Consider the following 24,981-nt stretch of genomic DNA (forward strand, 5'->3'; position numbering starts at 1 on the left):
GCCTATGGGCGTATTCTAACTTCAAAAATACGCGGTAATTCGTTGTGAAAGAATTTGATTTAATTGGGCGCTATTTTGCTGATGGTGGACATCAGCGCAAGGACGTCGTTATCGGTATTGGTGATGATTGTGCCGTTACATCGTTGGCGCCTAACCAACAGCTTGCTGTTACCACGGACACCTTATTATCTGGTGTTCATTTTCTTGCTGATACGCCGGCTCGTTCCGTAGCTTATAAAGCGGTGGCTGTTAACTTAAGTGACTTAGCTGCTATGGGTGCTGAGCCAGCGTGGATTTCACTCTCGCTTTCTTTGCCAGAATTTGATGATGCATGGCTTGAAGAATTCGCTGCTGGTTTATATGAGTTAATGCAATATTATTCTGTGCAGCTAATTGGTGGCGACACCGTTAAAGGGCCACTATCCCTGACTATTACAGCGCAAGGATTCATACCGCCTAATAATGCGCTAACTCGCAGTGGCGCAAAACCCGGAGATTGGATTTATGCTACTGGCTCACTAGGTGATGCTGGTGCAGGTCTAGATATTCTGCAGGGGAAACGAAAAGCGGATCGTACGCAACGTGAATTTTTGGTCAATAAACACTTATACCCGAACCCTAGAGTCGCGGCGGGCACAGCCCTTCGGCGCATAGCAAACGCATGCATTGATATTTCAGACGGCCTTATCTCTGATTTACAGCACATTTTACGCGCATCTAAATGTGGGGCCCTCTTACATGTGGATAAGCTACCGCTTTCTGAAGAATTAGTCTCTTGTGTGGGCCAGCACAAAGCTATTCAGTATGCCTTAACGGCAGGCGATGACTACGAATTACTGTTTACAGTTAACGAGGAGCATAAGGGTATCCTGGAAACGTCACTTTCCAGTACAAATGTAAGAGCAACCTGCATAGGACAGGTTACCGGGCAGGGCAGTAAGTTGGAGCTAAAACTTAATGATGCGCCTTATGCGGTACCTGAAAAAGAAGGGTATCAGCATGAATTTTGATTTACAGCACGCTAGGCTCAATGTTACCTGAATATCGCCAACGCGTGTCAATGTTAAACCCAGTTCATTTCTGTGCGCTGGGGTTTGGCAGTGGCCTCATTCCCTTTATGCCAGGGACGTTTGGCTCGTTGGCAGCCATTCCACTTTTACTTCTTTGTATCCCGCTAGACATCTGGCAGTTTTCGGCGCTGGTATTTTTATTTAGTGTTATCGGAATTTATATTTGCGGAAAAACTGCTGTGGACATGCAAGTGCATGATCATGGCTCTATCGTCTGGGATGAAGTGGCTGGGATGTTTGTTACTTTTTTATTTCTTCCGTTAACGCTACCAAATTTAATAGTCGGATTTATACTTTTCAGGTTTTTTGACATTATTAAACCCTGGCCAATCGGTATTATCGATAAGCGCCTGCATGGAGGAACGGGAATAATGTTGGACGATCTGCTCGCTGGTTTAATGGCATGCGGTTGCCTGCATGTAATGAACTGGTTGTGGCCGATGATGTTTTAATCGTTGCGTTAAATAGTTAACTGTCCTTATTGAGCTTGATCGAGGCCGAATCAATCAAGCTCAGTTTTAAAGAAAGCTTACGTTCCAGTATTACAATTAACTACCATTTATTCTGGATTAGTACCAATCGCCTGTTTTACCTTGGTAATAATTCCTTTTGAGTCCAACCCAAGTTCTGCGTACATCTCTTGCTGAGTACCCTGCAATATAAAAGTATCGGGCAATCCAATGTGAAGCACTTTGGTAGCAAGTTGCTGTTGGTGAATGTACTCCGATACGGCGCTTCCCGCGCCACCCATGATACACCCATCTTCTAAAGTGACGATTAATTCATGGTGTTCACACGCTTTGGTCACTGCCTCTTTATCCAGAGGTTTAACAAAGCGCATATCGATAAGGGTGGCATCTAATGCTTCAGCGGCTTGTTCGGCAAAAGGCAGAAGCGTACCAAAATTAAGTATTGCTACTTTATGCCCGCTACAAATTTGTTTTGACTTGCCGAGCGGGAGAGCGGCCATCTCTTTTTCAACAGCTACCTTTTTACCGGCACCTCGAGGATAGCGGACAGCTGCAGGCTTATCTGCTAAATGTCCTGTATAGAGCATTTGTCTACATTCGTTTTCATCACTTGGTGTCATTATGAGCATATTCGGAATGCAGCGTAGAAATGCTATATCAAACGCCCCCTGATGAGTTGGCCCGTCAGCACCAACAATACCTGCGCGATCAATGGCAAACAAGACTGGTAAATTTTGTAAAGCGACATCGTGTATCAGCTGGTCATACGCTCTTTGCAGAAAGGTAGAGTAGATCGCAACCACTGCATGTTGACCCTCTCGAGCTAACCCGGCGGCAAAAGTAACCGAGTGCTGTTCGGCTATCGCTGCATCAAAATACTGATCGGGATAGCGTTGTGAAAACTCAACCATTCCGCTACCTTCTCGCATCGCGGGAGTGATAGCCATTAGTTTTGGATCCTGCGCTGCCATATCGCACAACCAGTTACCAAATATTGCCGAAAAAGTGGGTGACGAAGCAACGGTTTTCGGTAATGCGTTGTCCGATGGATTAAACTTTGGAACAGCATGAAACTTAATTGGGTCCTGTTCAGCCACCGGGTAACCTTTGCCTTTACGCGTGACCACATGCAGTAGTTGGGGACCTTTAAATTTACGCATATTACGTAATGTATCCACCACTGCATTTACGTCATGGCCGTCAATTGGACCGATATAATTAAAGCCTAACTCTTCAAAAATAGTCCCAGGCACCACCATGCCTTTTAAATGTTCTTCAGCACGGCTCGCAAATTCTTTAATGGGCGGAACATTACTAAGTAATTTTTTACCCCCATCGCGGATTTTGTTAAAAACGTTGCCAGTTAATAACCGGGCAAGATGACTGTTTAGTGCGCCTACGTTTTCTGAAATAGACATTTCATTGTCGTTAAGCACCACTACCATGTCTTTCTTAATATCGCCAGCATGATTCATGGCTTCAAAAGCCATACCTGCAGTCATTGCACCATCGCCGATAACTGCAACAATTTTGCGATCCTGCCCTTCTTTTTCAGCCGCCACCGCCATACCTAGCGCAGCGCTAATCGAAGTAGAAGAGTGGCCTACAGCAAAAGTATCGAATTCGCTTTCAGCTGGCCACGGGAAAGGGTGCAACCCGTTTTTCTGACGAATAGTGGACATTCGGTCAGCACGTCCAGTAAGAATTTTGTGAGGGTAAGCTTGGTGGCCCACATCCCAAATTAACCGGTCAAAAGGCGTGTTATATACATAGTGAAGCGCAACGGTGAGTTCTACTGTGCCCAACCCGGAAGCAAAGTGTCCGCTGGTTTGACTCACAGAAGCCAGTAAATATTGGCGCAATTGATCGGCCAATTCGGATAATTTATCCTGTGAAAGTTTTCTCAGTTCCGCTGGCGTTTGCGCAAGCGCGAGAAGAGGGTAGTGAGTCAAATCTAGCGTCATGTAATCATTCTGTAGTTTTAATTTTAATTTTTTAGTGGTCTCGTTTGACCACAAAGTCGGTAAACGCGGTTAATGCTTCTGTATTGTATGGCAAACCCGTCAATGCTTGAAGTGCTTGTTTATGAAGTTTAGCTAATTCTTCTTTTGCAGAGTGTAGACCAAGCAAAGCAGGAAATGTATTTTTACCTAGCTCAAGGTCTGAACCTTGTGGTTTTCCAGTAATATCTGAGTGACCCTCGATATCGAGGATATCGTCTTGGATTTGAAAAATCAGCCCAATCAGCCTTGCATAATCAATCAGAGCGCCAGTTTGCTGCGGCGTTAAATTTGGAGCTAGCACCGTTACCATTTCAGCACACGCGCACAGTAATGCACCGGTTTTAAGCTGATGTAGCTGAGTGAGTTCGGTAAGCGTAATAGATTGCCCGGTTGTCTGAAGATCAATTGCCTGTCCGCCGCACATACCCAGATAGCCCGCCGCTTTGGCTAAAATAGAAACCAATGCAGCTCTACGAGCACCGCCATTTGTAGACATGGGATGATCAGCAAGTAAAGTAAACGCAAGAGATTGTAAGGCGTCTCCAGCAAGAATTGCAGTGGCTTCGTCAAAAGCTTTATGACAGGTGGGTTTGCCCCGTCTTAAATCATCGTCGTCCATAGCTGGTAAGTCATCGTGGACCAACGAATAAGCATGAATACATTCAATAGCCATACTAATGGTAAGTAAATCTGTATCCTCTACTGACACAGTTTCCCCAATTAAATATACCAATAGAGGGCGCGTACGCTTGCCACCGGACAGCAATGCATACCGCATAGCAGACTTAAGTGTAGAGGAGTGATCGGGGAGGATATCAATGATATTGCTCAGTCCTTGATCCGTCTTATATCTGACTTGCGAGTGTAATTCTGAAAAATTCATAAAACTAGCTGGTACGTTTAAGGTAACTGACACTGCTATTGAGCATCATCAGGTGTGAAGTTTTTAAGGGTTTCTTCTTGTTGTTCGCTGAGTAAAATTTGCACTTTTTGCTCAGCTTCTTCCAAGGCTTTCTGACTTATTCGAGACAGTTTTATACCCTGTTCGAATTTTTCCAATGCCTCTTGTAAAGGCAACTCCCCAGATTCCATTTCATTTACAATGGAGTCGAGTTGAGCAAGCGTTTCTTCAAAGGAAGGTGAGTTTTTTTTCTCAGTCACTTTACGTATGTCCGGATTTGATAGTATCGGGTTACGCGCACAATAAACGAGGGCTACCCATGGGTCAAATGGTTTGTCAGTAGTAAGGCTGCAACTGTTGATTTTGCACGCTTAATATAGCGTATACGAAGAGCGGTTAACGAATTTTCCTCACAATTCATGAATTAGGTTATAGAATTTCTTCTCGATGCCGATAGAATAGCTGGCAAAGTTTGTTTTGAACGACTTTATATTCAATAAATCTATACGTTCAGTCAGTACCAAATTATTGTATGCACGAAAAATGAGGAAGGATTAGGTGGATTTAGCAACCGTCATAGGTATTTTAGGTGCCATTGGCTTCGTCGTCATGGCCATGGTGATGGGTGGTGACTTAGGCATGTTCGCCGATGTTCCCTCTGTGTTAATCGTTTTTGGCGGAACGCTTTTTGTTACCCTTTCTCAGCATACCCTGGGTCAATTTTTTGGGGCGGGTAAGGTGGCAGGCAAAGCCTTCATGTTTAAAATCGATACGCCCGAAGAGCTAATCGAAAAAATTGTTGAAATGGCTGATGCTGCACGAAAAGGTGGTTTCTTGGCATTAGAAGAAGCCGAAATTGATAACCCCTTTATGCAAAAAGGGGTGGATATGCTCGTTGACGGCCATGATATTGATGTGGTGCGGGCGACCCTTGCAAAAGATGTCGCAATGACTAGCGAACGCCACGACTTCGGTGTGTCAATTTTTAAGGGTATGGGTGATGTTGCTCCTGCCATGGGTATGATTGGTACGCTTATTGGTTTGGTTGCCATGTTGTCGAACATGGATGATCCAAAAGCTATCGGCCCGGCTATGGCGGTTGCACTATTAACTACATTATATGGAGCTTTTCTGGCAAACGTTATATGTTTACCTGTGGCGAAAAAATTAGACAATCGTGCGCAAGAGGAAAAGCTCAATCAAAACCTTATTCTAGATGGTATTGTGGGCATTGCTGATGGACAGAACCCACGTGTAATCGAAGGTATTCTAAAAAATTATCTCGCAGCCACTAAGCGTGGTGTTGGTACTGAAGAAGAGTAATAGATTGTGGCTGAAGAAAGAGAATGTCCGAAATGTCCACCCGAGGGTCTTCCCCCTTGGATGGGGACATTTGCAGACTTGATGTCACTCTTAATGTGCTTTTTCGTGTTGCTATTAGCATTTTCAGAAATGGATGTGCTTAAGTTTAAGCAAATCGCAGGTTCGATGAAATTTGCTTTCGGTGTGCAGAATAAAATTGAAGTAAAGGATATTCCCAAAGGCACCAGCGTCATCGCAATGGAGTTTCGTCCTGGGCGACCAGAGCCCACGCCTATTGAAACCATTCAGCAGCAAACTATAGAAATGACGCAACAGATGTTGGAATTCCAGGCGGGAGACGAAGACAGTGCGGGGGGGCGTCAGAAACAGCGAGGTACACAACGTGGTGGGCAGGCCCAACAAACAGCCACAGATCAATCCTCATCTGCTCAAAAAAGTGACAGTAAAGAACAAACAAATGAACTTATAAAGAAAGTGGCGCAACAATTACAGAAGCAAATTCTTGATGGTTCAATAGAGATGGAATCTTTAGGTCAACAGATAACAATCCGCATTCGAGAAAAGGGGTCTTTTTCGGCGGGTTCTGCATTTTTGCAACCTCAGTTTAAACCTATTCTTCGTAAAATAGGAGTAATACTGGCTGATGTGCCTGGAGAGATAGAAATTTCGGGACATAGTGATGGTCAGAATATTTCAAATGAATTGTATCGTTCCAATTGGGATTTATCTGCACAACGAGCTGTTGCAGTAGCTGAAGAAGTGCGCAGAGCACCTGGTTTTGACGAAGCGCGAATGCGCGTAGTGGGCAAAGCGAGCACTGACCCCTTGATTGATGAAGCAAGTACCCCCCTTGAACGGGCGAAGAACCGTCGTGTAGAGATCAACATAAATCAAGGGAAACCGATGCTATCTAAACCCATTTCGGTTATTGATAACGGTGGATAGTTGTACTCATGCACAAATTTACGCAAGCCTATATCTTTGTGCATGAATTTTATTGTGAATTGCTACTAGACCCGTGTTATAGCCTGGTGAAAACCGGGTTTTGATAACAATACTTGTACTGTACTAATCGTTCTCTCTAAGAATCCGCCTTCGCAATATTTTAGGTAGTAGGTCCACAGTCGTTGAAAGTGGTCATCGTAGCCGGCTTGAGCTAACTCTTCCTTCGCATTCGAGAAATGATGATACCAATCGTTTAGCGTTTTGGCGTAGTCTAAACCAATGTCGTGCAAATCTCTTATAACTAAATCGCTACTGCGTTTGAAGTGCGTGTTAAGGATCTCGATAGAAGGTAAAAAACCGCCAGGGAAGATATATTTCTGAATAAAATCGACGCTGTTTGCATAATTGTCAAATCGTCTGTCATCTATTGTGATACATTGTAAAAGCATAAGTGCATCCCTTTTTAATAATGACGAACACTTTTCAATAAAGCTATCCAGATATCGATGACCCACAGCTTCAATCATTTCCACTGAAACTAATTTTGAGAATGTACCCGTTAACTCCCGATAATCTTTTTTCAGTAACGTAATTTTATCAGTTAACCCTTCTTTCTGAATCCATTTCTTAGCGTAGATGTGCTGCTCATCTGAAATTGTTGTTGTCGTCACTTTAGTGCCAAAATGTTTGGCTGCATATATGGCTAGGCCGCCCCAGCCTGTACCGATTTCCAGCAAGTGATCCTCTTCGGTTAACTGTAGTTTTTGACAAATCGTATGCATTTTATGTTGTTGAGCCTGGGTGAGTGATGAATTGACATCAGGATAAATGGCAGAAGAGTACATCATATTGTCATCAAGAAAAGTCTTGTAGAGCTTGTTACCCAGGTCATAATGGGCTTCAATATTACGTTTAGCTTGGCCGACAGAATTACGATTAAGAAAATGCTGCACTTTCCAGTAAGGCATGGTGAGCCATCTAAATTTTTGCTCCCAATGGTCAAGCATGGATAAGTTTCTGGCAAATATTCGAATGACTGATGTCAGATCAGGACTTGACCACAAACCCTTCATGTAAGTCTCACCGGAAGCAACACTGCCACCTAATAACAAGTATCGGTAGGCAGAAGGACAGAGAATGTTGACACGCGCGTGTAGGTCTCGATCGGGCTGGCCAAAACTAGCGACCTCTTCTCCTTGTTCTTCTATCGTAATTCTCCCCAGCTGGATCTGGCTTAATGCTTTAAAAAATACGTGCCTATAGATTTTTTGCGCTAGGGTGAGGGCTGGTATTTGCCTTATTGAGTTTTCACTTGTCGCCATTTGACGCCCCGTGTTTTGTAGACGGATGTGGATAAATGGGAGTGCCTTTAAGCCATAATTTCAACGCTTGAAAATAAATGCCCATAACAGTTTTAATTGTCATCCCCGAGATTTTTAACAGATTTGTTCTAAGACTGTGAGACGTCAGTTCCTTGCGCTGAAGCGAAAGCCTTGCAGTAAAGTCTTTTTGTTCCTGATGGCAATCTAATGTAATTGATAATTGATCATTGGGCTGCGTTATGCGCCATTTATACATCATGTTCATTGGATTGAAAGGGGAAACATGAAATGCTTTTTTGCTGTCCTTTTGTTTATCTAAATCCACCAGATAACAATGTTTTTCCTGCCAGGGTGTATTGCTGACCTCAGCAAGCATGTGGCTGAACTTCCCCTCTACGTTCCGTAAAAAGTAGAAATTTACTGGACTAAAATAAAAACCCAAAGTACGCAATTGACCTAGCAGGAAAACTTCGCCATTAAGCTGAGCGCCGTTTAAAGACGTCATTTCTGCACGCACAGCGTCTGAAAGCGAAGCTTTCGCACTGCCAAGATAATCACTGCGTCGGAATTGGAAGAGAGAAAAACGGGACTGCGAAAAGTGTTTTACGGTTTTAGATATTTTCTCAACTTCATCAAGCTTTAACCAAAACAGAAAAATTGAATAATCAAAAGCATGGCGATTAGGTCGGAATCGTTGGTGGAATACCTTACCGTGATAGATAGCACTTTGTATCAAAAGCTTTCTCCAAACTTCTTACACACGTCTAATGCGCTCCTAACGCCATCTTCATGGAAACCGTTGTACCAATACGCTCCGCAAAAATAAATTTTTTGCGTTCCGCATATTTCTTCTTTTCGGCGCTGTGCTTGGATCATCTTTTGGTTAAATTGCGGATGAGAATATTGGTAGCGACCTAAAATATCTTCTTGTTTGATGTAAGATGTGTCATTGAGAGTGACACAAAATGTTTTATCAGCTTCGATCCGTTGTAGAATATTCATGTTGTAACTAACAGATACCGGGTAGTTACTCGTATCTTTACTACCTTTTTTCAACCGGTAGTTCCAGCTTGCCCACGCCAGCTTTCTCTTCGGAAGTAAACTTGTATCTGTATGTAGTACCACATCGTTGTCGGCGTAGCACATGTTGCCGAGAATTTCCTGATAAATTGAGGGCGCATTTTTTATCATAGCTAATGCCTGATCACTGTGGCAGGCCATAACCACATCATCGAACTGATACTGCCTACCTGAGCTGTCAACAAGCTCTACATATTTGTCTTTAGCAGCGACTTGCACTATAGGAGTAGAAAGCCTGATTCTTTTTTTATAGGGGGCTATTAACGGCTCAATATATTTCGATGAACCCCCTATTATGGTGCGCCACTGGGGCTTATTGTTAATATTTAGTAAGCCATGGTTATTAAAAAACTGAAGAAAAAATTGTAGTGGAAAGTTCTTAGCCTGAACTAAGCTGGTGGACCAGATAGCTGCGCACATGGGAAGTATGTAATGAGTAGAAAAGAGGGGACTTAAACCCAACTTCTGAATAAAATCTGCCAAGGTGCGGTGACTCACGTCTTGGTTATCCGCAATAAGTGCCTTGCACGCCGTATTAAAAGTGACAATATCCTTTACCAGCTTCCAAAATACAGGCCGCAATAGGTTGCGACGCTGGGCAAAAAGTGAATTTAGGTTACTTCCATTGTATTCCAGTTTGCTTGTTTCACAATGAACCGAAAAACTCATCTCAGTGGGTTGGCTTTCAATCCCTAACCGGTTAAGTAGCTTTATAAAATTAGGGTAGGTCCAATCGTTGTAGACTATAAAACCTGTGTCAATATTGTATTCTTGCCCATCTATCGACACTTTTTTGGTCGCCGTATGGCCTCCAATATAATCATTAGCTTCAAAAACAGTGACATCGTTTTGTCGGCTTAAAAGGTGTGCTGTAGTTAATCCAGCGATTCCCGTACCGACCACCGCTATTTTTCTTTTTGCTATAGGTATACTCACAATCTAGGACGCATCTTCTTTGAAAGGTAGACTTGTAAGAATGAGGGTAATAAGTTCAGCGTTTTCATGATCAAGCTAAAGCGGGTAGGGAAGGTAATATTGTCCTTTCCTTGTTCAATTCCTTTCAATAAATCTTGCGCTGCTTCTTCGACACCGATAAGCATGGGCATGTCAAAATCGTTTTCATCGGTGAGAGGCGTTTCAACAAAGCCTGGGGAAACAGTTTGTACATTCACCCCTTTTGTTGCCAAGTCGACCTTGAGGCTTTGCGCAAAATAATGCAGTGCAGCTTTGCTTGACCCATATGCTTCTGCCCGTGTAAAAGGAAACATGCGGGCCATACTATCGACGATAACAAAAGACTTCCCAGCTCCAGAGGACCGGAGTAACGCGGCCACACAATTTATGACACCAAAAAAATTTGTATCAAATACCCGCTTGAACATAGCCGGTTCAAATTTTTCTATATCCACATATTCGCACGTGCCTGCGTTGAGTACAGCTATATCCCATTCTACATTGAGTAATGAATGCGCCGTTTCGGATCCGTTTGTTACGTCAAACAGGATTGTTTCCACCATTAGGCTTTTTTTTAATTCATTTAGCTTTTGCGGATTTCTTCCACATGCTGTCACTTTCCATCCATGGTCTACTGCCTGTTTGGCCAGTTCCAATCCTATTCCCGAAGTGGCTCCGGTTATTAACATTCGCTTTTGATTCGAATTTACAGACGACATAGCTATTCATTTAACCTTCAGTTAATGGCTCTAATTACAGAGTGAGTACCGGGAAAGGAAAGACCTATCTTCATAAACTTATTACCTCACGACGCTGCTATCATGAGATGAACTACCATTTTTATTAACACGTAAGTAGGTAACACCTTCTCTTTGACTCTTCTGAAATAGGAAGTATCGCTTTAATCCCAGCAGTCCACTTGCCAACATAGCCACAAAAAATCAGCTAAAAGAATAGCTTGCAGCAAAAATGTCGAGTGTATCGGCATAGACATGACTTTGCTCGGTCCTGCAATAGGCAAAAACAGCAAGTAAGCCGTGTAGAAGATTTAGTGGGTCTATAAACTCTACACCATCAGTGTAGAATTTTCGCAACACCGAAACAGCGCTGATCAGAAATTGTTTAAAATATTTACAAAATGCGTCAATAGCATTCATAGGATTAAAATTTTTTATTTAGTTTCCAGTACATACTTTTTAAGGGAGTGGATCACATTGCCAGCCCTTATTCGACGAGGCTTATCAGAACGATCCAAATATTCTTTCATAGCGTAGCTAGGAAAATTCTGCAAATCTCGTTTGGTGTTAATGAACGCGGAAAAGCTTCCTGTTTTCCCTTTGTCAGCGCACATCCTGCCAGGCGGTAGAATGGCCTTGCGAATCTTCGAACCCCGTTACCTGCGTATGGTTAAGCACGCGTGCGCAACGGATACCGTGTTTGTAATTTGTATGCATTGTAATCACGTAAATATTGCTCAGAACCAACAAATATTACCCATAGGCACGGCTGTACGCGTAATTGACTTCAATACATTACCCGATGGACTACTTGGCATAAAGGTTGCTGGTGAGTACTGTGTTGAGGTAGATAATGTTGTTACCGAATTTGATGGTTTGCAAAGGGCAGATTGTAAAAAATACCAAGTTTGGAATGCACAACAGCTTACCCAACAGATCGCTCCCATGGACGAACGTTTAAAGGAAATTTTTGCGCAGTTTACAGACTTAGCTCAACAATACGATGAGCTTAAGTTTTCTGACTCAAACTGGGTATTATTCAGGTGGTTAGAGTTGTTACCAATTGACGCAAAGAAAAAACAGCATTTTTTGGTTCAGAAAGACGCTAAAGAATTGCTGAGTTACTTATTCGCTTTACATGAGGTAATGGTGGATAAGGTACCCCGAGTGTCTTGACTTGTGGTCACTTTGGGTAGGTCGACGCTTTAAACTTTCATTTATCGGGATCTGACAATTAATTCTGAAAACGCGGACGAACCTATATGTTAGTTGGAATTCCATTGGAACAAAGCAATAGTGTCATTAAACCAAGAGATTGTGCCAGCGAGATGTCTGATTACATCGTTGCGGTGGCTGACAAACGTTGTAAAGCCTCGTTTGGTCGAGTTTTTAGTTATTTTGCGCCACGTTTACGCTCTTATGCGCTTAAACAGATGGGTAACGAGGCGTTAGCGATGGAGCTAGTTCAAGACACGATGTCTAATGTCTGGCAAAAAGCCCACTTGTTTAACGCGGAGAAAGGGTCGCCATCAACCTGGATCTTTACCATAGCTCGCAATATCCGTTTTGACATGCTGCGCAAATTACAAAACAGAAAAGAGGACGTGTGTTCAGATGATCTATGGCCAGTTTTGTGCGAACAAACGGCGGACGTAAAAGAAGCATCCCTGGATGAACAAATTACTCTTGAACAAATCGGGTTCATGTTTGAATCGCTTCCGCCAAAGCAACAAGCTGTCATTGAAGCTATATATATCGACGGTAAGTCTCAACAAGAAGTTGCGGATGAGTTAGTCATTCCTCTAGGTACGGTTAAATCGAGAACACGCCTAGCGCTTCAACGTCTAAAAGGTATGCTTAACGACGATGATTAATTTCCACCCTACTGGCGAACAATTAACATTGTTCGCAGAAGGGGCGTTAACACCAGAAGAAGCAGTAGTGCTTTCTGCACACGTAGATTTGTGCGCAAGGTGTAACGACGAGTTTCATCAAAAAACGGAATTGCTTGCGGCAAAAGTTTTTCATTTAAATGAACCTATGTTGTATCCGTTTCAACATGATTCAATGGTGGAAAACATAACTTCATCTACTATCAAATCAGCTCAGCCTGTTCAAGGTAGCTCTCACTTCAGCAAGTATATTCGATTGGATAGTTTGCGTTTTACCTTGCCTCGCACCTTACGTAAATTCGCAATAAAAGCAGGCGGGTGGTCGTATTTAGCGGGTAAGACCTGGCAAGCAGGAATAGAATTTAGCAGTAAGTGGCAAGCCAGTTTTATGTATTTAGAAAAGGGAGGCCATATTCCCGAACATAAATATGGTGGGAAATCGTTCTGGCTGGTGATTGACGGAGAATTGAACGAGGGTAATAAAGTTTATCGGAAGGGCGATTTTGTCGCTATTGCAAAAGACGCTTCTAAGGCGCCTCACAGCAATGATGAAAAAGGATGTCTGCTATTTACTTTGCTTGAAAAACCGTTAGTTTTCTCGACGGGTTTAACAAACCTGCTAAACCCATCAAGTCATCTCTATTTTTAGTGCGCGTTTACTTTAGCTAATGAAATCGCTGTCAGGATAATTTAGCTTTAAGGTTTTTAACGCATTTTGTTTTAGCTCTTCCAAACCCAATTCTTCGTAGCTTGAAACCATAATTTCCAGAGCCTGTTGAACCTGATCCGAATTTGGATAGTGTTCGATAACGTATCGGCCTCGGTTAGCTGCTGCTACATATGCTTGCCTGCGCATATAGAAACGGGCGATCGCAATTTCATAGCGTGCAAGGCGGTTTTTAATATGTACCATACGCTTGTGAGCGTCGGCGGCATATTTACTATCGGGATGCTCTTCTATCAGTTTTCTGAAGTCATTGAATGCTTCTCGTGACTTTTCCGGATCTCTATCTGCTCTGTCAATTCCCATCAAATCCTGAAAAAGGTTATTATCGGCATCCATATTTGTCAGGCCACGCATGTAGCGTACATAGTCAACGTCTGAATGATTTGGATTTAACCGCAAAAAACGGTCGATAGTGGCTAGAGCCTCATCTGTTTTACTGGCTTTGTAGTAGCTGTAAATCAAATCAAGCTGAACCTGATGAGAAAGTGGACCAAACGGGTAGCGTGAGTCGAGCACACTTAACGTTTCTGCTGCGTTACTAAAGTTTCCAGCTGCCATACTTTGTTTTGCTCGTTCATAAAGCTGCTGGGCACCCATATTCGCCAATGCCAGTTTTTCTTCGTCACTTGATGAGCTACATCCAGACAAGCTTATAGCTGCCCCTAAAAGCACCGGCAAAATAAATCGAGTCGATTTCATAGCGTATTACATTCCTGCCATTTAATTAATGGTGTCTAAATTGACACAACTGATTGAAGGCATTCTAACGCAATCAGTCTTCAAAGCACTAGATAAAACCAATAAAGTTTGCAACGAATTGAGTCAAATCTTGTTATACTAACGGTTTTCGCGATTACTCAGGTATTATGAGTCAAACCCATACTGATACAAACAATATCCATCTTCAAGCTGAAGCCGAACCACGTCATTTCGGACAGAGATTAGATCAGGTTGTTGCTGATTTATTCCCGGAGTACTCACGCTCTAAGTTAAAAACTTGGATCCAGGCTGGTAAACTCGTCGTCGATGGTGAAATAGTAAGCACTCCACGGCAAAAGGTAACGGGGCATGAACTGATTGAGCTAAATGCAGAACTTGAAGTTCAGTTAACCAGTCAACCCCAGAATATCAAGCTAAATATTGTTTATGAAGATAACCATATTCTCGTTATAAATAAACCTGCCGATATGGTGGTTCACCCAGGAGCAGGTAATCAAGACGGCACTTTATTGAATGCCTTGTTGGCTCATGTACCTAATATTGACAAGGTACCTAGAGCCGGGATCGTTCACCGTCTCGATAAGGATACAACCGGGCTGATGGTAGTCGCTAAAACAGTTCCGGCGCAAACTCATCTGGTTGAGCAACTTCAACAACGCAGCATGAGTCGAGAGTACGAGGCTCTGGCAATGGGAACCATGGTTGCAGGGGGTATTGTTGATGCGCCTATCGGTCGACATGCTACCAAACGTACCCACATGGCGGTGCGAGAAACAGGAAAACCAGCAGTTACCCATTATCGTGTTATTGAAAAGTTTCGCGCCCATACATATGTCAGGTTGAAGCTTGAAACGGGGCGTACCCACCAAATTCGTGTACATATGGCGTATATAAAACATCCGCTGGTAGGGGATATCACTTATGGTGGTCGTCCAAAGCTACCAAAGGGTGCGTCTGAAGAATTTGTTAATACGTTGCGTCAATATAAACGGCAAGCACTTCATGCTGCCCAGCTATCCTTGCATCACCCTGAGACCGAGGAGTGGATGACATGGCAAGCGCCGCTTCCACAAGATATGGTTGAGTTGATCGATGCGGTGCGTGAGGATACCCGACTTAACCCGTTAGATGAGTATTAACTACGCGTGGTTTAGCCCCGACTGGGATAGGCCGACGAATATTACGGCCTATGTTTCAACTCGTTTAAATAATAGCGGATACGCAGCAGCTGATGAGCCTTATTCCGAAAATAACATCGCCCTGCATGTTGATGACGACCCTGAATATGTGTTGCATAACCGCTCAATGCTTCCTTTTTCCGCCAGGCTGTGTTGGTTAAAACAAACGCATAGTAATACGTGCGTTACTTTACCTTACCTTTCAGATACTGCCGATGCCTCAGTAAGTCGGAGTAAGCAGCATTGGTGCGCAGTCATGACGGCTGATTGCGTTCCAGTATTGATTACTAATAAGGAGGGCACAGAAGTCGCCGCCATCCACGCGGGGTGGAAGGGGCTGTCGAATGGGGTGATAAAAAATACATTGCAGTCAATGGATTCAAAACCCGAAGAGTGTTTGGCTTGGATAGGGCCGGCCATTTGTAAAAACTGTTTTGAGGTTGAGGCCGATTTTTCGGAAAAGTTCAGCGCTTGGCCCCACACGATCGAAAAAAATTCAGTAGGAAAAGCATTTATAGACCTACCTGAAATCACTCGTTGTCAATTACATGCTTTTGGACTTACGCGTGTAACCTTATCTAATCTTTGTACCTACGAAAATGAATCTTTGTTTTTTTCACATCGCAGAGCACAACACCAAGGACTCTTAGCAACAGGACGCATGGTTTCAGTAATCGGTATCAACAGCCGCTGAAAGTTTTCCAATTTTTCTACTATTCTCTTGAAAGCAACATTCTGCATACCCATTAATCAGTTGACGTAATTTAAAAGAGATCTGCTATGAGACTTGACAGATTTACCAGTAAATTTCAGCTTGCAATTTCTGATGCTCAATCTTTGGCATTAGGAAGAGACCACCAGTTTATTGAGCCTGTGCACTTGATGACAGCTATGTTAAATCAGCAAGGAGGGTCTGTTAGACCGCTTCTTGACCAGGCAAGTATTAACGTGAACGGGTTTCGTTCTGCATTGAGTCAAGCAATTGAACGTATCCCTCGTGTGGAAGGTATTGGTGGAGATATTCAGCTAAGTAAAGATAGTGGCATGCTGCTAAATCTGTGTGACAAAATCGCTCAGCAGCGTAAAGATGAATACATTACGTCAGAAATTTTCGTTTTAGCAGCGTTACAGGATAAAGGGCGATTAGGAGAAATTTTAAAAGAGCTTGGTGCCTCAAAAGAAAAAATTGAGAATGCTATCGATAACATGCGTGGAGGTCAAAAAGTTACCGATCCTAACGCCGAAGATGTGCGCCAAGCGCTCGAAAAATTCACCACCGATTTAACCGAGCGGGCAGAGCAAGGCAAATTAGATCCGGTTATAGGTCGAGACGAAGAAATACGTCGAACTGTTCAAGTTTTGCAACGCCGCACTAAAAATAATCCTGTTTTGATTGGTGAACCAGGTGTGGGTAAGACTGCTATCGTTGAGGGACTGGCTCAACGAATCATTAATGGGGAAGTGCCCGAGGGGCTTAAGAATAAGCGCGTATTAGCGCTCGACATGGGGGCGTTGGTCGCTGGGGCAAAGTATAGGGGGGAGTTTGAAGAACGCCTAAAGGCAGTGTTAAACGAGCTTTCTAAAGAAGAGGGACGAGTCATTCTGTTCATCGATGAGTTGCACACAATGGTGGGCGCTGGCAAGGGTGACGGAGCTATGGATGCGGGCAATATGCTTAAACCTGCATTGGCAAGAGGCGAACTTCACTGTGTTGGGGCCACCACATTAGATGAATACCGCCAATATATCGAGAAAGATGCTGCCCTTGAACGCCGGTTCCAAAAAGTTCTGGTCAACGAACCCTCTGTTGAAGATACCATCGCTATTTTGCGTGGTTTAAAGGAAAGATATGAGTTGCATCACTCGGTTGATATAACCGATCCCGCTATCGTGGCTGCGGCGAGTTTATCTCATCGATACATAAGTGACCGACAATTGCCGGATAAGGCAATCGATTTAATTGATGAAGCGGCCTCCAGTATCAGGTTGCAGATAGATTCGAAACCAGAAGAAATGGATCGTCTTGAACGTAGAATCATCCAACTTAAGCTAGAAGAACAAGCGTTAGCTAAAGAAACAGATGAAGCAAGTCATAAGCGACTTGAGATTATAGAGCTTGAACGTGAGCAAGCTGAAAATAAATATTCAGAGTTAGAATCTGTATGGAAAGACGAAAAAGAAGCCATGCAGGGCACCCAAACCATAAAGTCAGAACTGGAGCAAGCTAAGCTTGATTTAGAGATAGCGCGCAGGGCTTCTGACCTGAGCAGAATGTCGGAGTTGCAGTACGGTCGTATTCCAGAGCTTGAAATGAAACTGGAAAAAGCGGCTGAGAACGAAACACGCGAAACCAGCTTGCTCAAGAATAAAGTAACCGATGCTGAAATAGCTTATGTATTGTCCAGGTGGACTGGAATCCCTGTGGCCAAAATGCTCGAAGGCGAAAGAGAAAAGCTATTGCGAATGGAAGACGTTCTGCATAAGCGTGTGGTTGGGCAAAGTGAAGCTGTAAACGCAGTATCAAACGCAATTCGGCGGTCGAGAGCTGGTTTAGCAGACCCAAACAGACCTATCGGGTCATTTTTATTCCTTGGTCCCACTGGGGTGGGAAAAACAGAGCTTTGTAAGGCATTAGCAGGCTTTATGTTCGATACAGAAGAGGCAATGGTACGTATTGACATGTCTGAATTTATGGAAAAACACTCAGTAGCCAGACTAGTGGGCGCGCCTCCAGGATATGTAGGCTATGAAGAGGGCGGGTACTTAACAGAAGCAGTAAGAAGGAAGCCTTATTCAGTTATTTTGTTAGATGAGGTGGAAAAGGCTCATCCAGACGTGTTTAATATTCTACTCCAAGTGTTGGACGATGGTCGATTGACAGACGGACAAGGGCGTACAGTTGATTTTAAAAACACGGTTGTCATTATGACGTCTAACCTTGGCTCTGATGTCATCCAGGATAAGAGTGACGATAGCCAGTATGATGAAATGAAAGCTGCGGTGATGTCAGTGGTCGGTCAGCATTTTAGACCAGAGTTTATAAATCGAGTAGACGATATCGTGGTATTCCATCCTCTGGGCAAAGAACAAATTAAGTCTATTGCTAAAATCCAGCTGGCCTCATTACGTCAGCGTTTAGCCGAAAAAGGATTCAAACTTGAACTCTCGGCTCAAGCAATGGATAAATTAGCCGATGCTGGATTCGACCCTGTTTTTGGTGCGCGGCCGCTAAAAAGAGCTATTCAAACGCAAATTGAAAATCCGCTAGCTCAAAAGTTGCTTTCTGGGGATATTTTACCAGACGCAACAATCAGAATTGATTGTGAAGAAGACCAATTGATCGTGTCGTCGTGAAAAAGGCAGTGGTTGAAGCCACTGCCTTAAAGTTCAAGAAGATTATCTCAACGAGTCTCTTAAGAGAATTGCTTTCTCCTTTTCGGGAAAGGATTTTTCAAATGTTTTATTTTCTTCAAATACCTTCAATGCTTCATCATAGCGACCAAGTTCGGCCAAGGTGTAAGCTAAATGGTAGTGTAGGCTTGGGCTTGAGGCATTTAACGTATAGGACTGACGTAACTTATCTAAAGCCGTTTTATGCTTGCCAGATAATGCGAGTAGCCATCCTTTTGTATCTATTAGAGATGCTGAATCGGGAGCAATTTGCAACGCTTGGTCTATAAAAGTATGAGCCTTTTGTAAATCTTTTTCGGCGTAAATATTAGCAAGATTATTAAGGACAAAATGACGATTAGTTAAACCTTCAACTGTTAACAATGCCTCGTAGTGGGGGAGTGCCTTAGCAAAGCTCCTGTCTAAATAGTATATATCGGCGAGTAGATGCCGAGCGAAATAGTTATCTGGCTGTATTTCAGTTAACGCACTCAAATAGCGGGTCATTTCATCGCGGAAATGTCCGTTTTGTGCCATTTCATACATTCTAATCATCGCTAACGTGAATTGCGGATTTGCTTCATGGGCGCGTTTATAAAATGTAAAAGCCTGTTCAAATTTCTTTTTGGCTTGACTAAGCTCTCCCCGGATGAGAAAAGTATTTGGATTATCACCAAACTTCTCTATTAATGCTTGAGTTGCATCTTCAGCTAACGGTAAATCGTTTTGTTGAATGTAAAAACGAGCCAGTTCAAGATAGGGAATAATGTCGTCGCCCGCAATATCGACTGCTGTCGTAAGTGATTTTTTTGCACCTGTTTTGTCTTCGGCAGAGAGTTGATACTTACTAAGTTGAATAAGACGCTGCGGTTGCGTCGTCCAATGAGCGTAAGCAATATCTAGTTGTTTTTGTGCTTCTTCTTTTCTGCCGAGTTCAATGAGTAACTCAGCCTTTCTTAGCGTATAAGTTGCTGATAGTCGCTTAATTGCCAGCAATTGATTGATTTCACTTAGTGCATTTCTGTAATCTTTTTGTTGTTGGTAAACCGAAACCAGCAGCTCCCGAGGGCGAACATCGTTTTTATTGATTGCTTTAGCTGACACAAGATGTTCAATCGCTTGTTCAAAACGATTTTGAATAATGTTCAGCTGTCCAGCCAGCAGAAGTGCTGATACATTTTTCTTATCAATTTCCAATGCTTTTTTAATACCAGCATTAGCCTTTTCAATATCATTGTTAGCAAAGTCTATACGCGCTTTGCCAACGATCGCCCCCATCAACGTCGGGTGCTGTTCCAGTACTTTATCAATGATGACGCTGGCTTCATCTAGCTTGCCCATACGGATTAACACTTCAGCGAGTAAAACCTGATACCCTGCGTTGTCAGGCTCTTTTTGGGTGAGTTTCTTCGCATAGATAAGGGCATCTTCAAACGCTTCTTGTTGGCTTAATAGTATCGTTTTTAGTTGTAAAACTTCCTTTTTTTCTGAATCTGCTAGCTGGTCAGCTAATAAACTTAACGCTTCATCTCGTTCACCTTTATTAAGCAATATTTTTGAGCGCAGTATTGCCACTTCTGGTGTATTCGGAAAGTTTGCTTCAATGGCAGGCATCAGCTGCTCACACTTAAAACGTCTACGGATTGTGAGATAAAGTTCACAAGCCAGACTGGCAACCTGTATATTTTGAACGACCACATCTTCATGCTTCTTTAGAATATTCAACGCATCTTTCACATACCCAACTCGTAGTAGAGAGTCGATTAACATACCTAGTAATTCAGGGGTCGCGTCCCGATCTGATAGATATCTTGATAACGAGGTGCTGGCTAAATCATGGTTTCCATTAATATAAGCCACTACACCTGCGATGAGGCTCAATTCTAGTTTCTGACTTAATTGCTGATCGGTTAAAAGACTGAGCTGCTCACTTAATTCGGTAAGAATTTTATCAGCTTCCAACTGATTTTCTGTAAGTGCTAAAATTCTTGCTTTTAATAACTTATTTTGGATATCGCCCGGTGTTTGTTTTTCTATCTCTTTAACCAAATCACTGGCTTCTGCATAGTGGCCCCGCTGCGCCAGGGCGCTAGCCAACGCACGCATCACTGAAGGGTTTTCGGGCGCAATGGCATAAGCCTGCCGATATAATGTCATCGCCGTATCGAATTCGTTTCGGCTTTCATTTAATTTAGCCATAACTAAAAGCATGTCTGGATCGCGTGCTTGTATCTGTTTGGCTTGGCTTAACAGTTGCTCTGCCTCGTTCAAGCGGCCATTATCTATGTAAAGAGTGGCAAGACTGGTTAGTAATGGAACGGAACTGCTATATGCGGGTAAGTGCTTTTCGTACAGAGCAATGGCTTTGTCTCTTTCATTCTCGCGAACATATGCTGTACCTGCGAGCAGCACTATTGCAAGTTTTGTGTCTCTTTCTAATTTTTGCTTACGCAGCATGTCATAAATTTTATCGTATTTACCTGAAAATAAATATGCGCGCGCGAGCGGCGCTAATACTAAGTTTTCATCGCCTCCTGCCTCTAAGACTTCTTCAAACTCAATTATCGCGTCCCTTATATAACCGTCGATCAGCAGGATTCTGCCCATTAATAATTTAGACGGCAAATGAGATGGGTTCTCTTGCAACACATTTTTCAATAAGATATAGGCATCTTGCACTTCACCTTCAGTGAAGGCAAGTAACGCTTTATCGTACGAATCAGCCACCGTCGCTTGCGCACCTGATACCAGCAACGCAGTAGAAATAAATAGAGCAGAAAGGGCCTTTTTCACATCAACTCCTAATGTAAGCCTCAGTATAGTTTCACAGAGTGTAATAAAGTTACTAGAAAGAAAAAAGCCCCGTATTTACGGGGCTTTCTTGGGGAGCGGCAAGTATGATCGTTAAACCACACGCCGACGATACATTATTACAGCCAATAACACTGCCAATAATGCCCCTGTAGCCGGAGTGGGAACCTCGCCAGTAGGCTCGCTGGCATGTGTAGTAAGCGCCAAAATTTTGAATTTATCATTTCCACCTATAGCTCCGTCCGCAGAGCCAAAAACTGAGTTGTATGCGCCAATTAACCAGTATTTAGCTTCAGTTGCTACACCGGTTAAAGCGTGGCCTCCCACACCAACATTACCTAAGTTAATTATCGAAGCACTTACATCTTTTACTTGCTCCCAAGTTTGACCCGCTAACGTTGGTAATGTATTAAAAGCAAGAATCGAAATGTCAGCATAGCCATAATTACCGTTATCGTAGGCCCAGCCTAAATTAATATTGGTTAATGATACAGCTTCATCGAAAGTAAATAACAACATGTCGGTATCGTTAAATCCATCGATGGCATGGCTATCACCACTGTTACGGTTATAATTTAAAAGCCCGTGAGAATTACTTGCAACAGTGGCATTTTGAACAGTATCAGGATTGTCAGCTTCCCTAGTATCAGACCATGCAGTAACGATAACTGAATTATCAGTTTTATTTTGAGTTATAGTGTTACCGTCATAGTTTCCTGAACCATAGTGCGTATCACCTGTCGTGCTAAAATTCCAAGTAGTGTCTTCTGCGATTGCAACGTGCGCGCTTCCCAAACATAAGGCAAACGCTGCGAAAATACCCTTACTCAATTTCATATACCAACTCCTAATTAACGGCAGCAGACTTTAAGCACACATCATGCCAGTCGGGAAGTTTGACTATATATCAATCGCTTATAGGAAGTGGTGCGAATTTAATGAAGGGGGATTGTAAAAAAAACTGACACTAATTAAACGGTGCCAAGCATAGTTATATTAAGTTGAATTAATTATGAACCATCGGTGGGGACAATCTAAGTGGATATGTGCGGCTGACAAGCATTTTTTCATCAGTATTCTTTCAGAAGGCCGCAAGCGAGAAGTCAATAAAGTATCCGAGTTAGGTTATACCCCTTCATATCGCATTCACTTTAACAAAAAATGCAGATAAAAAAGCTACTATTTTTTATACTAATCGCCCCCGCAATGAGGGGGCAAGGAATGTAAAGCTAATTATTACGCCTACGATAGATGACCAAGCCTAATACAGCTATCATCAAAGCACCTGTTGCAGGAGCAGAGACGTCACCCGTTGGTTCCTTAGCATGTGTAGTTAGAGCGAGCAATTTGAACCCGTCGTTTCCAGGGCTGGCACTTCTTGCGGTTCCGAATACAGAGTTGTACGCACCTATAAGCCAGTATTTGGCTTCAGTAGCAATACTGGTAAGATCGTATCCACCCGTCGATACACTGGCAAAGGTACCGCTAAACGATAATGTGGTGCTGTTAACTACTTCGCTCCAGTCACTGCCTTCTAAAGCGGGCAATTCGCTAAACGCTGCGATGGAAATATCTGATGTTCGCCCAGACGTTCCTCCTTGAGCCCAGCCTAAATTTAGACGAGACAATGATACAGCCTCTTCAAACGAAAAAAGCAACATGTCGGTCCCAAGGTGGTTGTCAACCATATGACCATCAGCTCGCTTATTTCCCGAGTAGTAATCATACAACCTATTGTAGTTAAGTAACCCCCATCCATTGGAGTCGATCTTTGCAGTTTCTATACTACCGTTGAGTCTGCCGCGACCATTTCTGTCCCACGTCACACCACTGTCAGCCCAGGCAGATACAGAAACGTTCTGACCACTCTGTGAAATATTTATCTCGTTTCCATAATGGTTACCCGAGTCAGTTACGTTAGCAAAATTCCATGTCGTATCTTCAGCATATGGGGTGTTAATGATGCCAAAGTAAAGGGCACATACTAAAGAAAATCGCTTACCCATCTTCATGCTTAGCTCCTCAACTAACAAAGTTAACTTAAGCTATTGATATAAACTAATAACTTGCTTAACTTAACGTTTGTTAAAATTCTTCATTATTATTTAATTGCTTAAATTTTAACAAAATAACCAATCCGTATCGTATACCCGCACTTATAAGTGTATTAGGTTTGATACTTGAGCAGCTTTTTGTGTTAGCGGCTGTTTAAAACCAGATGCTTATGGAATAATGCTGCAAAATTTTCTGACACTGAGGATTTATGCCTGAAAATAAACGCAAAGGAATTTACCTTTTGCCCAATCTTTTAACGACAGCTGGGTTGTTCTCTGGCTTTTTTGCTGTTGTCTCATCGATGAACGGTCGCTTCGAAGCCGCAGCGGTAGCAATATTCGTCGCCATGATTTTCGACGGACTAGATGGAAGGGTTGCGCGCATTACAAATACCCAAAGTGATTTTGGCGCTGAATATGACTCTATGGCTGATATGGTATCGTTTGGTGTCGCGCCTGCATTAGTAGCCTATAACTGGGGGCTAAGTGGCTTGGGTAAATTTGGATGGCTGGCAGCCTTTATATATGTTGCGGGTGCGGCGTTGCGTCTTGCAAGGTTTAATACGCAGGTGGGTATAGCGGATAAACGTTTTTTCCAAGGGCTTGCTAGCCCGGCTGCAGCGGCTCTTGTTGCTGGATTAGTATGGGTTGGCGTGGAGTATGGAGTAAACGGCGACGATTATGGCTTGGTCGTAGCTGTCGTGACTGGTATTGCGGGCTTATTAATGGTGAGTAACTTTAAATACAATTCATTCAAAGAAGTGAATTGGCACGGGAAGGTTCCATTTGTCGCTATCTTAATAGTAATGCTCGTTTTCGTTGTTGTTGCCACCGAACCCGCGTTAGTCCTATTTATAGTATTTGCCCTTTACGCATTGGCTGGGCCTATTAATACGTTTAGAACAGTAGAGAAAGTTACATTGGAAGATGTCGTGGGTGACCATGAAGAAGATGCCGACTTTAAAGAACCTGTCGAAGACAGAGCTTCAACGTCTAAGGCTAGTAGTGAAAAGTCACGCCAATATGAGAGTGATAAAGAGAATACCAAAGAAAATTAAAATTCTTTTAAAAAAGAGGTTGACCTTCCAATTTATCTGCGTAAAATGCGCGCCTCTTCGAACGAGACTTGTTAGAAAGTGTTGTTTGGGGAGGTAGCCACAAGATGAAAAAATTTAAAAAACTTTTCAAAAAGTGGTTGACAAAATAGGGAAGCAAAGTATCATACGCATCCCGCTTGAGACAAGGTCTTAAGCAAGATTGGAAGCGCAAATAATGCCCTTTCAGACGCTGAAAAGCCAAGAGCTGGAAAGCGTATTTATCGGTAAGTCCGATAAGCAAAATGTTCTTTAACAATTTATAACAAGACAATCTGTGTGGGCACTCGTTAAGAGTGTCAACCGACGA

22 protein-coding genes are annotated in these 24,981 nt (G+C 42.9%); 11 read left to right on the forward strand and 11 right to left on the reverse strand.

Translation table 11 applies throughout. The features are described from left to right. Positions 1–44: 44 nt before the first annotated feature. Both thiL and OPS28_RS14530 read left to right on the forward strand, forming a co-directional pair. Positions 45–1,010: a thiamine-phosphate kinase gene (thiL, locus tag OPS28_RS14525; RefSeq protein WP_265610188.1), complete on the forward strand. Its 966-nt coding sequence runs from the start codon at positions 45–47 to the stop codon at positions 1,008–1,010. 20 nt (positions 1,011–1,030) lie between these two features. Beyond that, positions 1,031–1,522 (forward strand): phosphatidylglycerophosphatase A family protein, encoded by a 492-nt coding sequence (locus OPS28_RS14530; RefSeq protein WP_265610209.1) that lies wholly within the window; start codon positions 1,031–1,033, stop codon positions 1,520–1,522. A gap of 107 nt (positions 1,523–1,629) precedes the next feature. Here the strand turns inward: OPS28_RS14530 and dxs are convergent, their stop codons facing one another. From dxs to xseB, 3 genes are read right to left on the reverse strand one after another with little or no spacing between them, the layout of a single operon-like run. Continuing rightward, positions 1,630–3,504, reverse strand: coding sequence for a 1-deoxy-D-xylulose-5-phosphate synthase (gene dxs / locus OPS28_RS14535; RefSeq protein WP_265610189.1), 1,875 nt, complete (start codon positions 3,502–3,504; stop codon positions 1,630–1,632). A gap of 31 nt (positions 3,505–3,535) precedes the next feature. Continuing rightward, complete coding sequence (locus tag OPS28_RS14540; RefSeq protein WP_265610190.1) at positions 3,536–4,426, reverse strand: farnesyl diphosphate synthase; 891 nt, start codon at positions 4,424–4,426, stop codon at positions 3,536–3,538. A 35-nt stretch (positions 4,427–4,461) separates the two neighbouring features. Beyond that, positions 4,462–4,704: an exodeoxyribonuclease VII small subunit gene (xseB, locus tag OPS28_RS14545; protein WP_265610191.1), complete on the reverse strand. Its 243-nt coding sequence runs from the start codon at positions 4,702–4,704 to the stop codon at positions 4,462–4,464. A 298-nt stretch (positions 4,705–5,002) separates the two neighbouring features. On the opposite strand from xseB, the gene pomA reads away from it, so the two are divergent. Beyond that, a complete protein-coding gene (pomA, locus tag OPS28_RS14550; protein ID WP_265610192.1) occupies positions 5,003–5,767 on the forward strand; it encodes a flagellar motor protein PomA in 765 nt (254 codons plus the stop codon). A gap of 60 nt (positions 5,768–5,827) precedes the next feature. After that, positions 5,828–6,712 (forward strand): flagellar motor protein MotB, encoded by an 885-nt coding sequence (locus OPS28_RS14555; protein WP_442864006.1) that lies wholly within the window; start codon positions 5,828–5,830, stop codon positions 6,710–6,712. 65 nt (positions 6,713–6,777) lie between these two features. Here the strand turns inward: OPS28_RS14555 and OPS28_RS14560 are convergent, their stop codons facing one another. The 4 genes from OPS28_RS14560 to OPS28_RS14575 are packed head-to-tail and all read right to left on the reverse strand — an operon-like array spanning position 6,778 to position 10,787. Beyond that, positions 6,778–8,034 (reverse strand): SAM-dependent methyltransferase, encoded by a 1,257-nt coding sequence (locus OPS28_RS14560; protein ID WP_265610194.1) that lies wholly within the window; start codon positions 8,032–8,034, stop codon positions 6,778–6,780. Next, positions 8,021–8,770, reverse strand: a complete 750-nt coding sequence (locus tag OPS28_RS14565; protein ID WP_265610195.1) for a DUF1365 domain-containing protein — start codon at positions 8,768–8,770, stop codon at positions 8,021–8,023. Before OPS28_RS14565 ends, OPS28_RS14560 begins: the two co-directional genes overlap by 14 nt. After that, complete coding sequence (locus OPS28_RS14570; protein WP_265610196.1) at positions 8,767–10,050, reverse strand: NAD(P)/FAD-dependent oxidoreductase; 1,284 nt, start codon at positions 10,048–10,050, stop codon at positions 8,767–8,769. The genes OPS28_RS14565 and OPS28_RS14570 overlap by 4 nt, the downstream gene beginning before the upstream one ends. Then, positions 10,047–10,787, reverse strand: coding sequence for an SDR family NAD(P)-dependent oxidoreductase (locus OPS28_RS14575; protein WP_265610197.1), 741 nt, complete (start codon positions 10,785–10,787; stop codon positions 10,047–10,049). Before OPS28_RS14575 ends, OPS28_RS14570 begins: the two co-directional genes overlap by 4 nt. A 588-nt stretch (positions 10,788–11,375) precedes the next feature. On the opposite strand from OPS28_RS14575, the gene OPS28_RS14580 reads away from it, so the two are divergent. The 3 genes from OPS28_RS14580 (at position 11,376) to OPS28_RS14590 (ending at position 13,346) form a co-directional block, all read left to right on the forward strand. Next, positions 11,376–11,981 (forward strand): LON peptidase substrate-binding domain-containing protein, encoded by a 606-nt coding sequence (locus tag OPS28_RS14580; protein ID WP_265610198.1) that lies wholly within the window; start codon positions 11,376–11,378, stop codon positions 11,979–11,981. A gap of 86 nt (positions 11,982–12,067) precedes the next feature. Beyond that, positions 12,068–12,679 (forward strand): sigma-70 family RNA polymerase sigma factor, encoded by a 612-nt coding sequence (locus OPS28_RS14585; protein ID WP_265610199.1) that lies wholly within the window; start codon positions 12,068–12,070, stop codon positions 12,677–12,679. Continuing rightward, the gene (locus tag OPS28_RS14590; RefSeq protein WP_265610200.1) at positions 12,672–13,346 is read left to right on the forward strand and encodes a zf-HC2 domain-containing protein; all 675 of its coding nucleotides are present in this window, start codon (positions 12,672–12,674) and stop codon (positions 13,344–13,346) included. The genes OPS28_RS14585 and OPS28_RS14590 overlap by 8 nt, the downstream gene beginning before the upstream one ends. Positions 13,347–13,358: 12 nt before the next feature. On the opposite strand, the gene OPS28_RS14595 is transcribed toward OPS28_RS14590, so the two are convergent. Further along, positions 13,359–14,123 (reverse strand): outer membrane protein assembly factor BamD, encoded by a 765-nt coding sequence (locus tag OPS28_RS14595; RefSeq protein ID WP_265610201.1) that lies wholly within the window; start codon positions 14,121–14,123, stop codon positions 13,359–13,361. A gap of 167 nt (positions 14,124–14,290) precedes the next feature. Between OPS28_RS14595 and rluD the strand changes: the two genes are divergently transcribed. The 3 genes from rluD (at position 14,291) to clpB (ending at position 18,676) form a co-directional block, all read left to right on the forward strand. Further along, positions 14,291–15,283 carry a 23S rRNA pseudouridine(1911/1915/1917) synthase RluD gene (rluD, locus tag OPS28_RS14600; protein WP_265610202.1) on the forward strand — a complete coding sequence of 331 codons (993 nt, stop codon included), beginning with the start codon at positions 14,291–14,293 and terminating at the stop codon, positions 15,281–15,283. Further along, complete coding sequence (gene pgeF, locus OPS28_RS14605) at positions 15,273–16,016, forward strand: peptidoglycan editing factor PgeF (RefSeq protein ID WP_265610203.1); 744 nt, start codon at positions 15,273–15,275, stop codon at positions 16,014–16,016. Before rluD ends, pgeF begins: the two co-directional genes overlap by 11 nt. A gap of 86 nt (positions 16,017–16,102) precedes the next feature. Next, positions 16,103–18,676, forward strand: a complete 2,574-nt coding sequence (gene clpB, locus OPS28_RS14610) for an ATP-dependent chaperone ClpB (RefSeq protein WP_265610204.1) — start codon at positions 16,103–16,105, stop codon at positions 18,674–18,676. 42 nt (positions 18,677–18,718) lie between these two features. Here clpB and prsT read toward each other — a convergent pair whose 3' ends face one another. From prsT to xdp1 (OPS28_RS14625), 3 genes are all read right to left on the reverse strand, one after another. After that, the gene (prsT, locus tag OPS28_RS14615; protein WP_265610205.1) at positions 18,719–21,505 is read right to left on the reverse strand and encodes an XrtA/PEP-CTERM system TPR-repeat protein PrsT; all 2,787 of its coding nucleotides are present in this window, start codon (positions 21,503–21,505) and stop codon (positions 18,719–18,721) included. A 111-nt stretch (positions 21,506–21,616) separates the two neighbouring features. Beyond that, positions 21,617–22,360 carry an exosortase-dependent surface protein XDP1 gene (gene xdp1 / locus OPS28_RS14620; protein WP_265610206.1) on the reverse strand — a complete coding sequence of 248 codons (744 nt, stop codon included), beginning with the start codon at positions 22,358–22,360 and terminating at the stop codon, positions 21,617–21,619. A 392-nt stretch (positions 22,361–22,752) separates the two neighbouring features. Next, positions 22,753–23,535, reverse strand: coding sequence for an exosortase-dependent surface protein XDP1 (xdp1, locus tag OPS28_RS14625; protein ID WP_265610207.1), 783 nt, complete (start codon positions 23,533–23,535; stop codon positions 22,753–22,755). A 251-nt stretch (positions 23,536–23,786) separates the two neighbouring features. Between xdp1 (OPS28_RS14625) and pssA the strand changes: the two genes are divergently transcribed. Next, positions 23,787–24,635 carry a CDP-diacylglycerol--serine O-phosphatidyltransferase gene (gene pssA, locus OPS28_RS14630; RefSeq protein WP_265610208.1) on the forward strand — a complete coding sequence of 283 codons (849 nt, stop codon included), beginning with the start codon at positions 23,787–23,789 and terminating at the stop codon, positions 24,633–24,635. Positions 24,636–24,981: the final 346 nt, after the last annotated feature.

The organism is Alteromonas sp. ASW11-130 (assembly GCF_026183735.1).
Lineage (GTDB): Bacteria > Pseudomonadota > Gammaproteobacteria > Enterobacterales > Alteromonadaceae > Alteromonas.

Bases quoted from the DNA above. Each gene is read 5' to 3' on its own strand.
- OPS28_RS14530 (WP_265610209.1), top strand. From the start codon at position 1,031: ATGTTACCTGAATATCGCCAACGCGTGTCAATGTTAAACCCAGTTCAT.
- dxs (WP_265610189.1), bottom strand. From the start codon at position 3,504: ATGACGCTAGATTTGACTCACTACCCTCTTCTCGCGCTTGCGCAAACG.
- OPS28_RS14540 (WP_265610190.1), bottom strand. From the start codon at position 4,426: ATGAATTTTTCAGAATTACACTCGCAAGTCAGATATAAGACGGATCAA.
- OPS28_RS14555 (WP_442864006.1), top strand. From the start codon at position 5,828: ATGGGGACATTTGCAGACTTGATGTCACTCTTAATGTGCTTTTTCGTG.
- OPS28_RS14560 (WP_265610194.1), bottom strand. From the start codon at position 8,034: ATGGCGACAAGTGAAAACTCAATAAGGCAAATACCAGCCCTCACCCTA.
- OPS28_RS14575 (WP_265610197.1), bottom strand. From the start codon at position 10,787: ATGTCGTCTGTAAATTCGAATCAAAAGCGAATGTTAATAACCGGAGCC.
- OPS28_RS14580 (WP_265610198.1), top strand. From the start codon at position 11,376: ATGAACGCGGAAAAGCTTCCTGTTTTCCCTTTGTCAGCGCACATCCTG.
- OPS28_RS14585 (WP_265610199.1), top strand. From the start codon at position 12,068: ATGTTAGTTGGAATTCCATTGGAACAAAGCAATAGTGTCATTAAACCA.
- OPS28_RS14590 (WP_265610200.1), top strand. From the start codon at position 12,672: ATGATTAATTTCCACCCTACTGGCGAACAATTAACATTGTTCGCAGAA.
- OPS28_RS14595 (WP_265610201.1), bottom strand. From the start codon at position 14,123: ATGAAATCGACTCGATTTATTTTGCCGGTGCTTTTAGGGGCAGCTATA.
- rluD (WP_265610202.1), top strand. From the start codon at position 14,291: ATGAGTCAAACCCATACTGATACAAACAATATCCATCTTCAAGCTGAA.
- pgeF (WP_265610203.1), top strand. From the start codon at position 15,273: ATGAGTATTAACTACGCGTGGTTTAGCCCCGACTGGGATAGGCCGACG.
- clpB (WP_265610204.1), top strand. From the start codon at position 16,103: ATGAGACTTGACAGATTTACCAGTAAATTTCAGCTTGCAATTTCTGAT.
- xdp1 (WP_265610206.1), bottom strand. From the start codon at position 22,360: ATGAAATTGAGTAAGGGTATTTTCGCAGCGTTTGCCTTATGTTTGGGA.
- xdp1 (WP_265610207.1), bottom strand. From the start codon at position 23,535: ATGAAGATGGGTAAGCGATTTTCTTTAGTATGTGCCCTTTACTTTGGC.
- pssA (WP_265610208.1), top strand. From the start codon at position 23,787: ATGCCTGAAAATAAACGCAAAGGAATTTACCTTTTGCCCAATCTTTTA.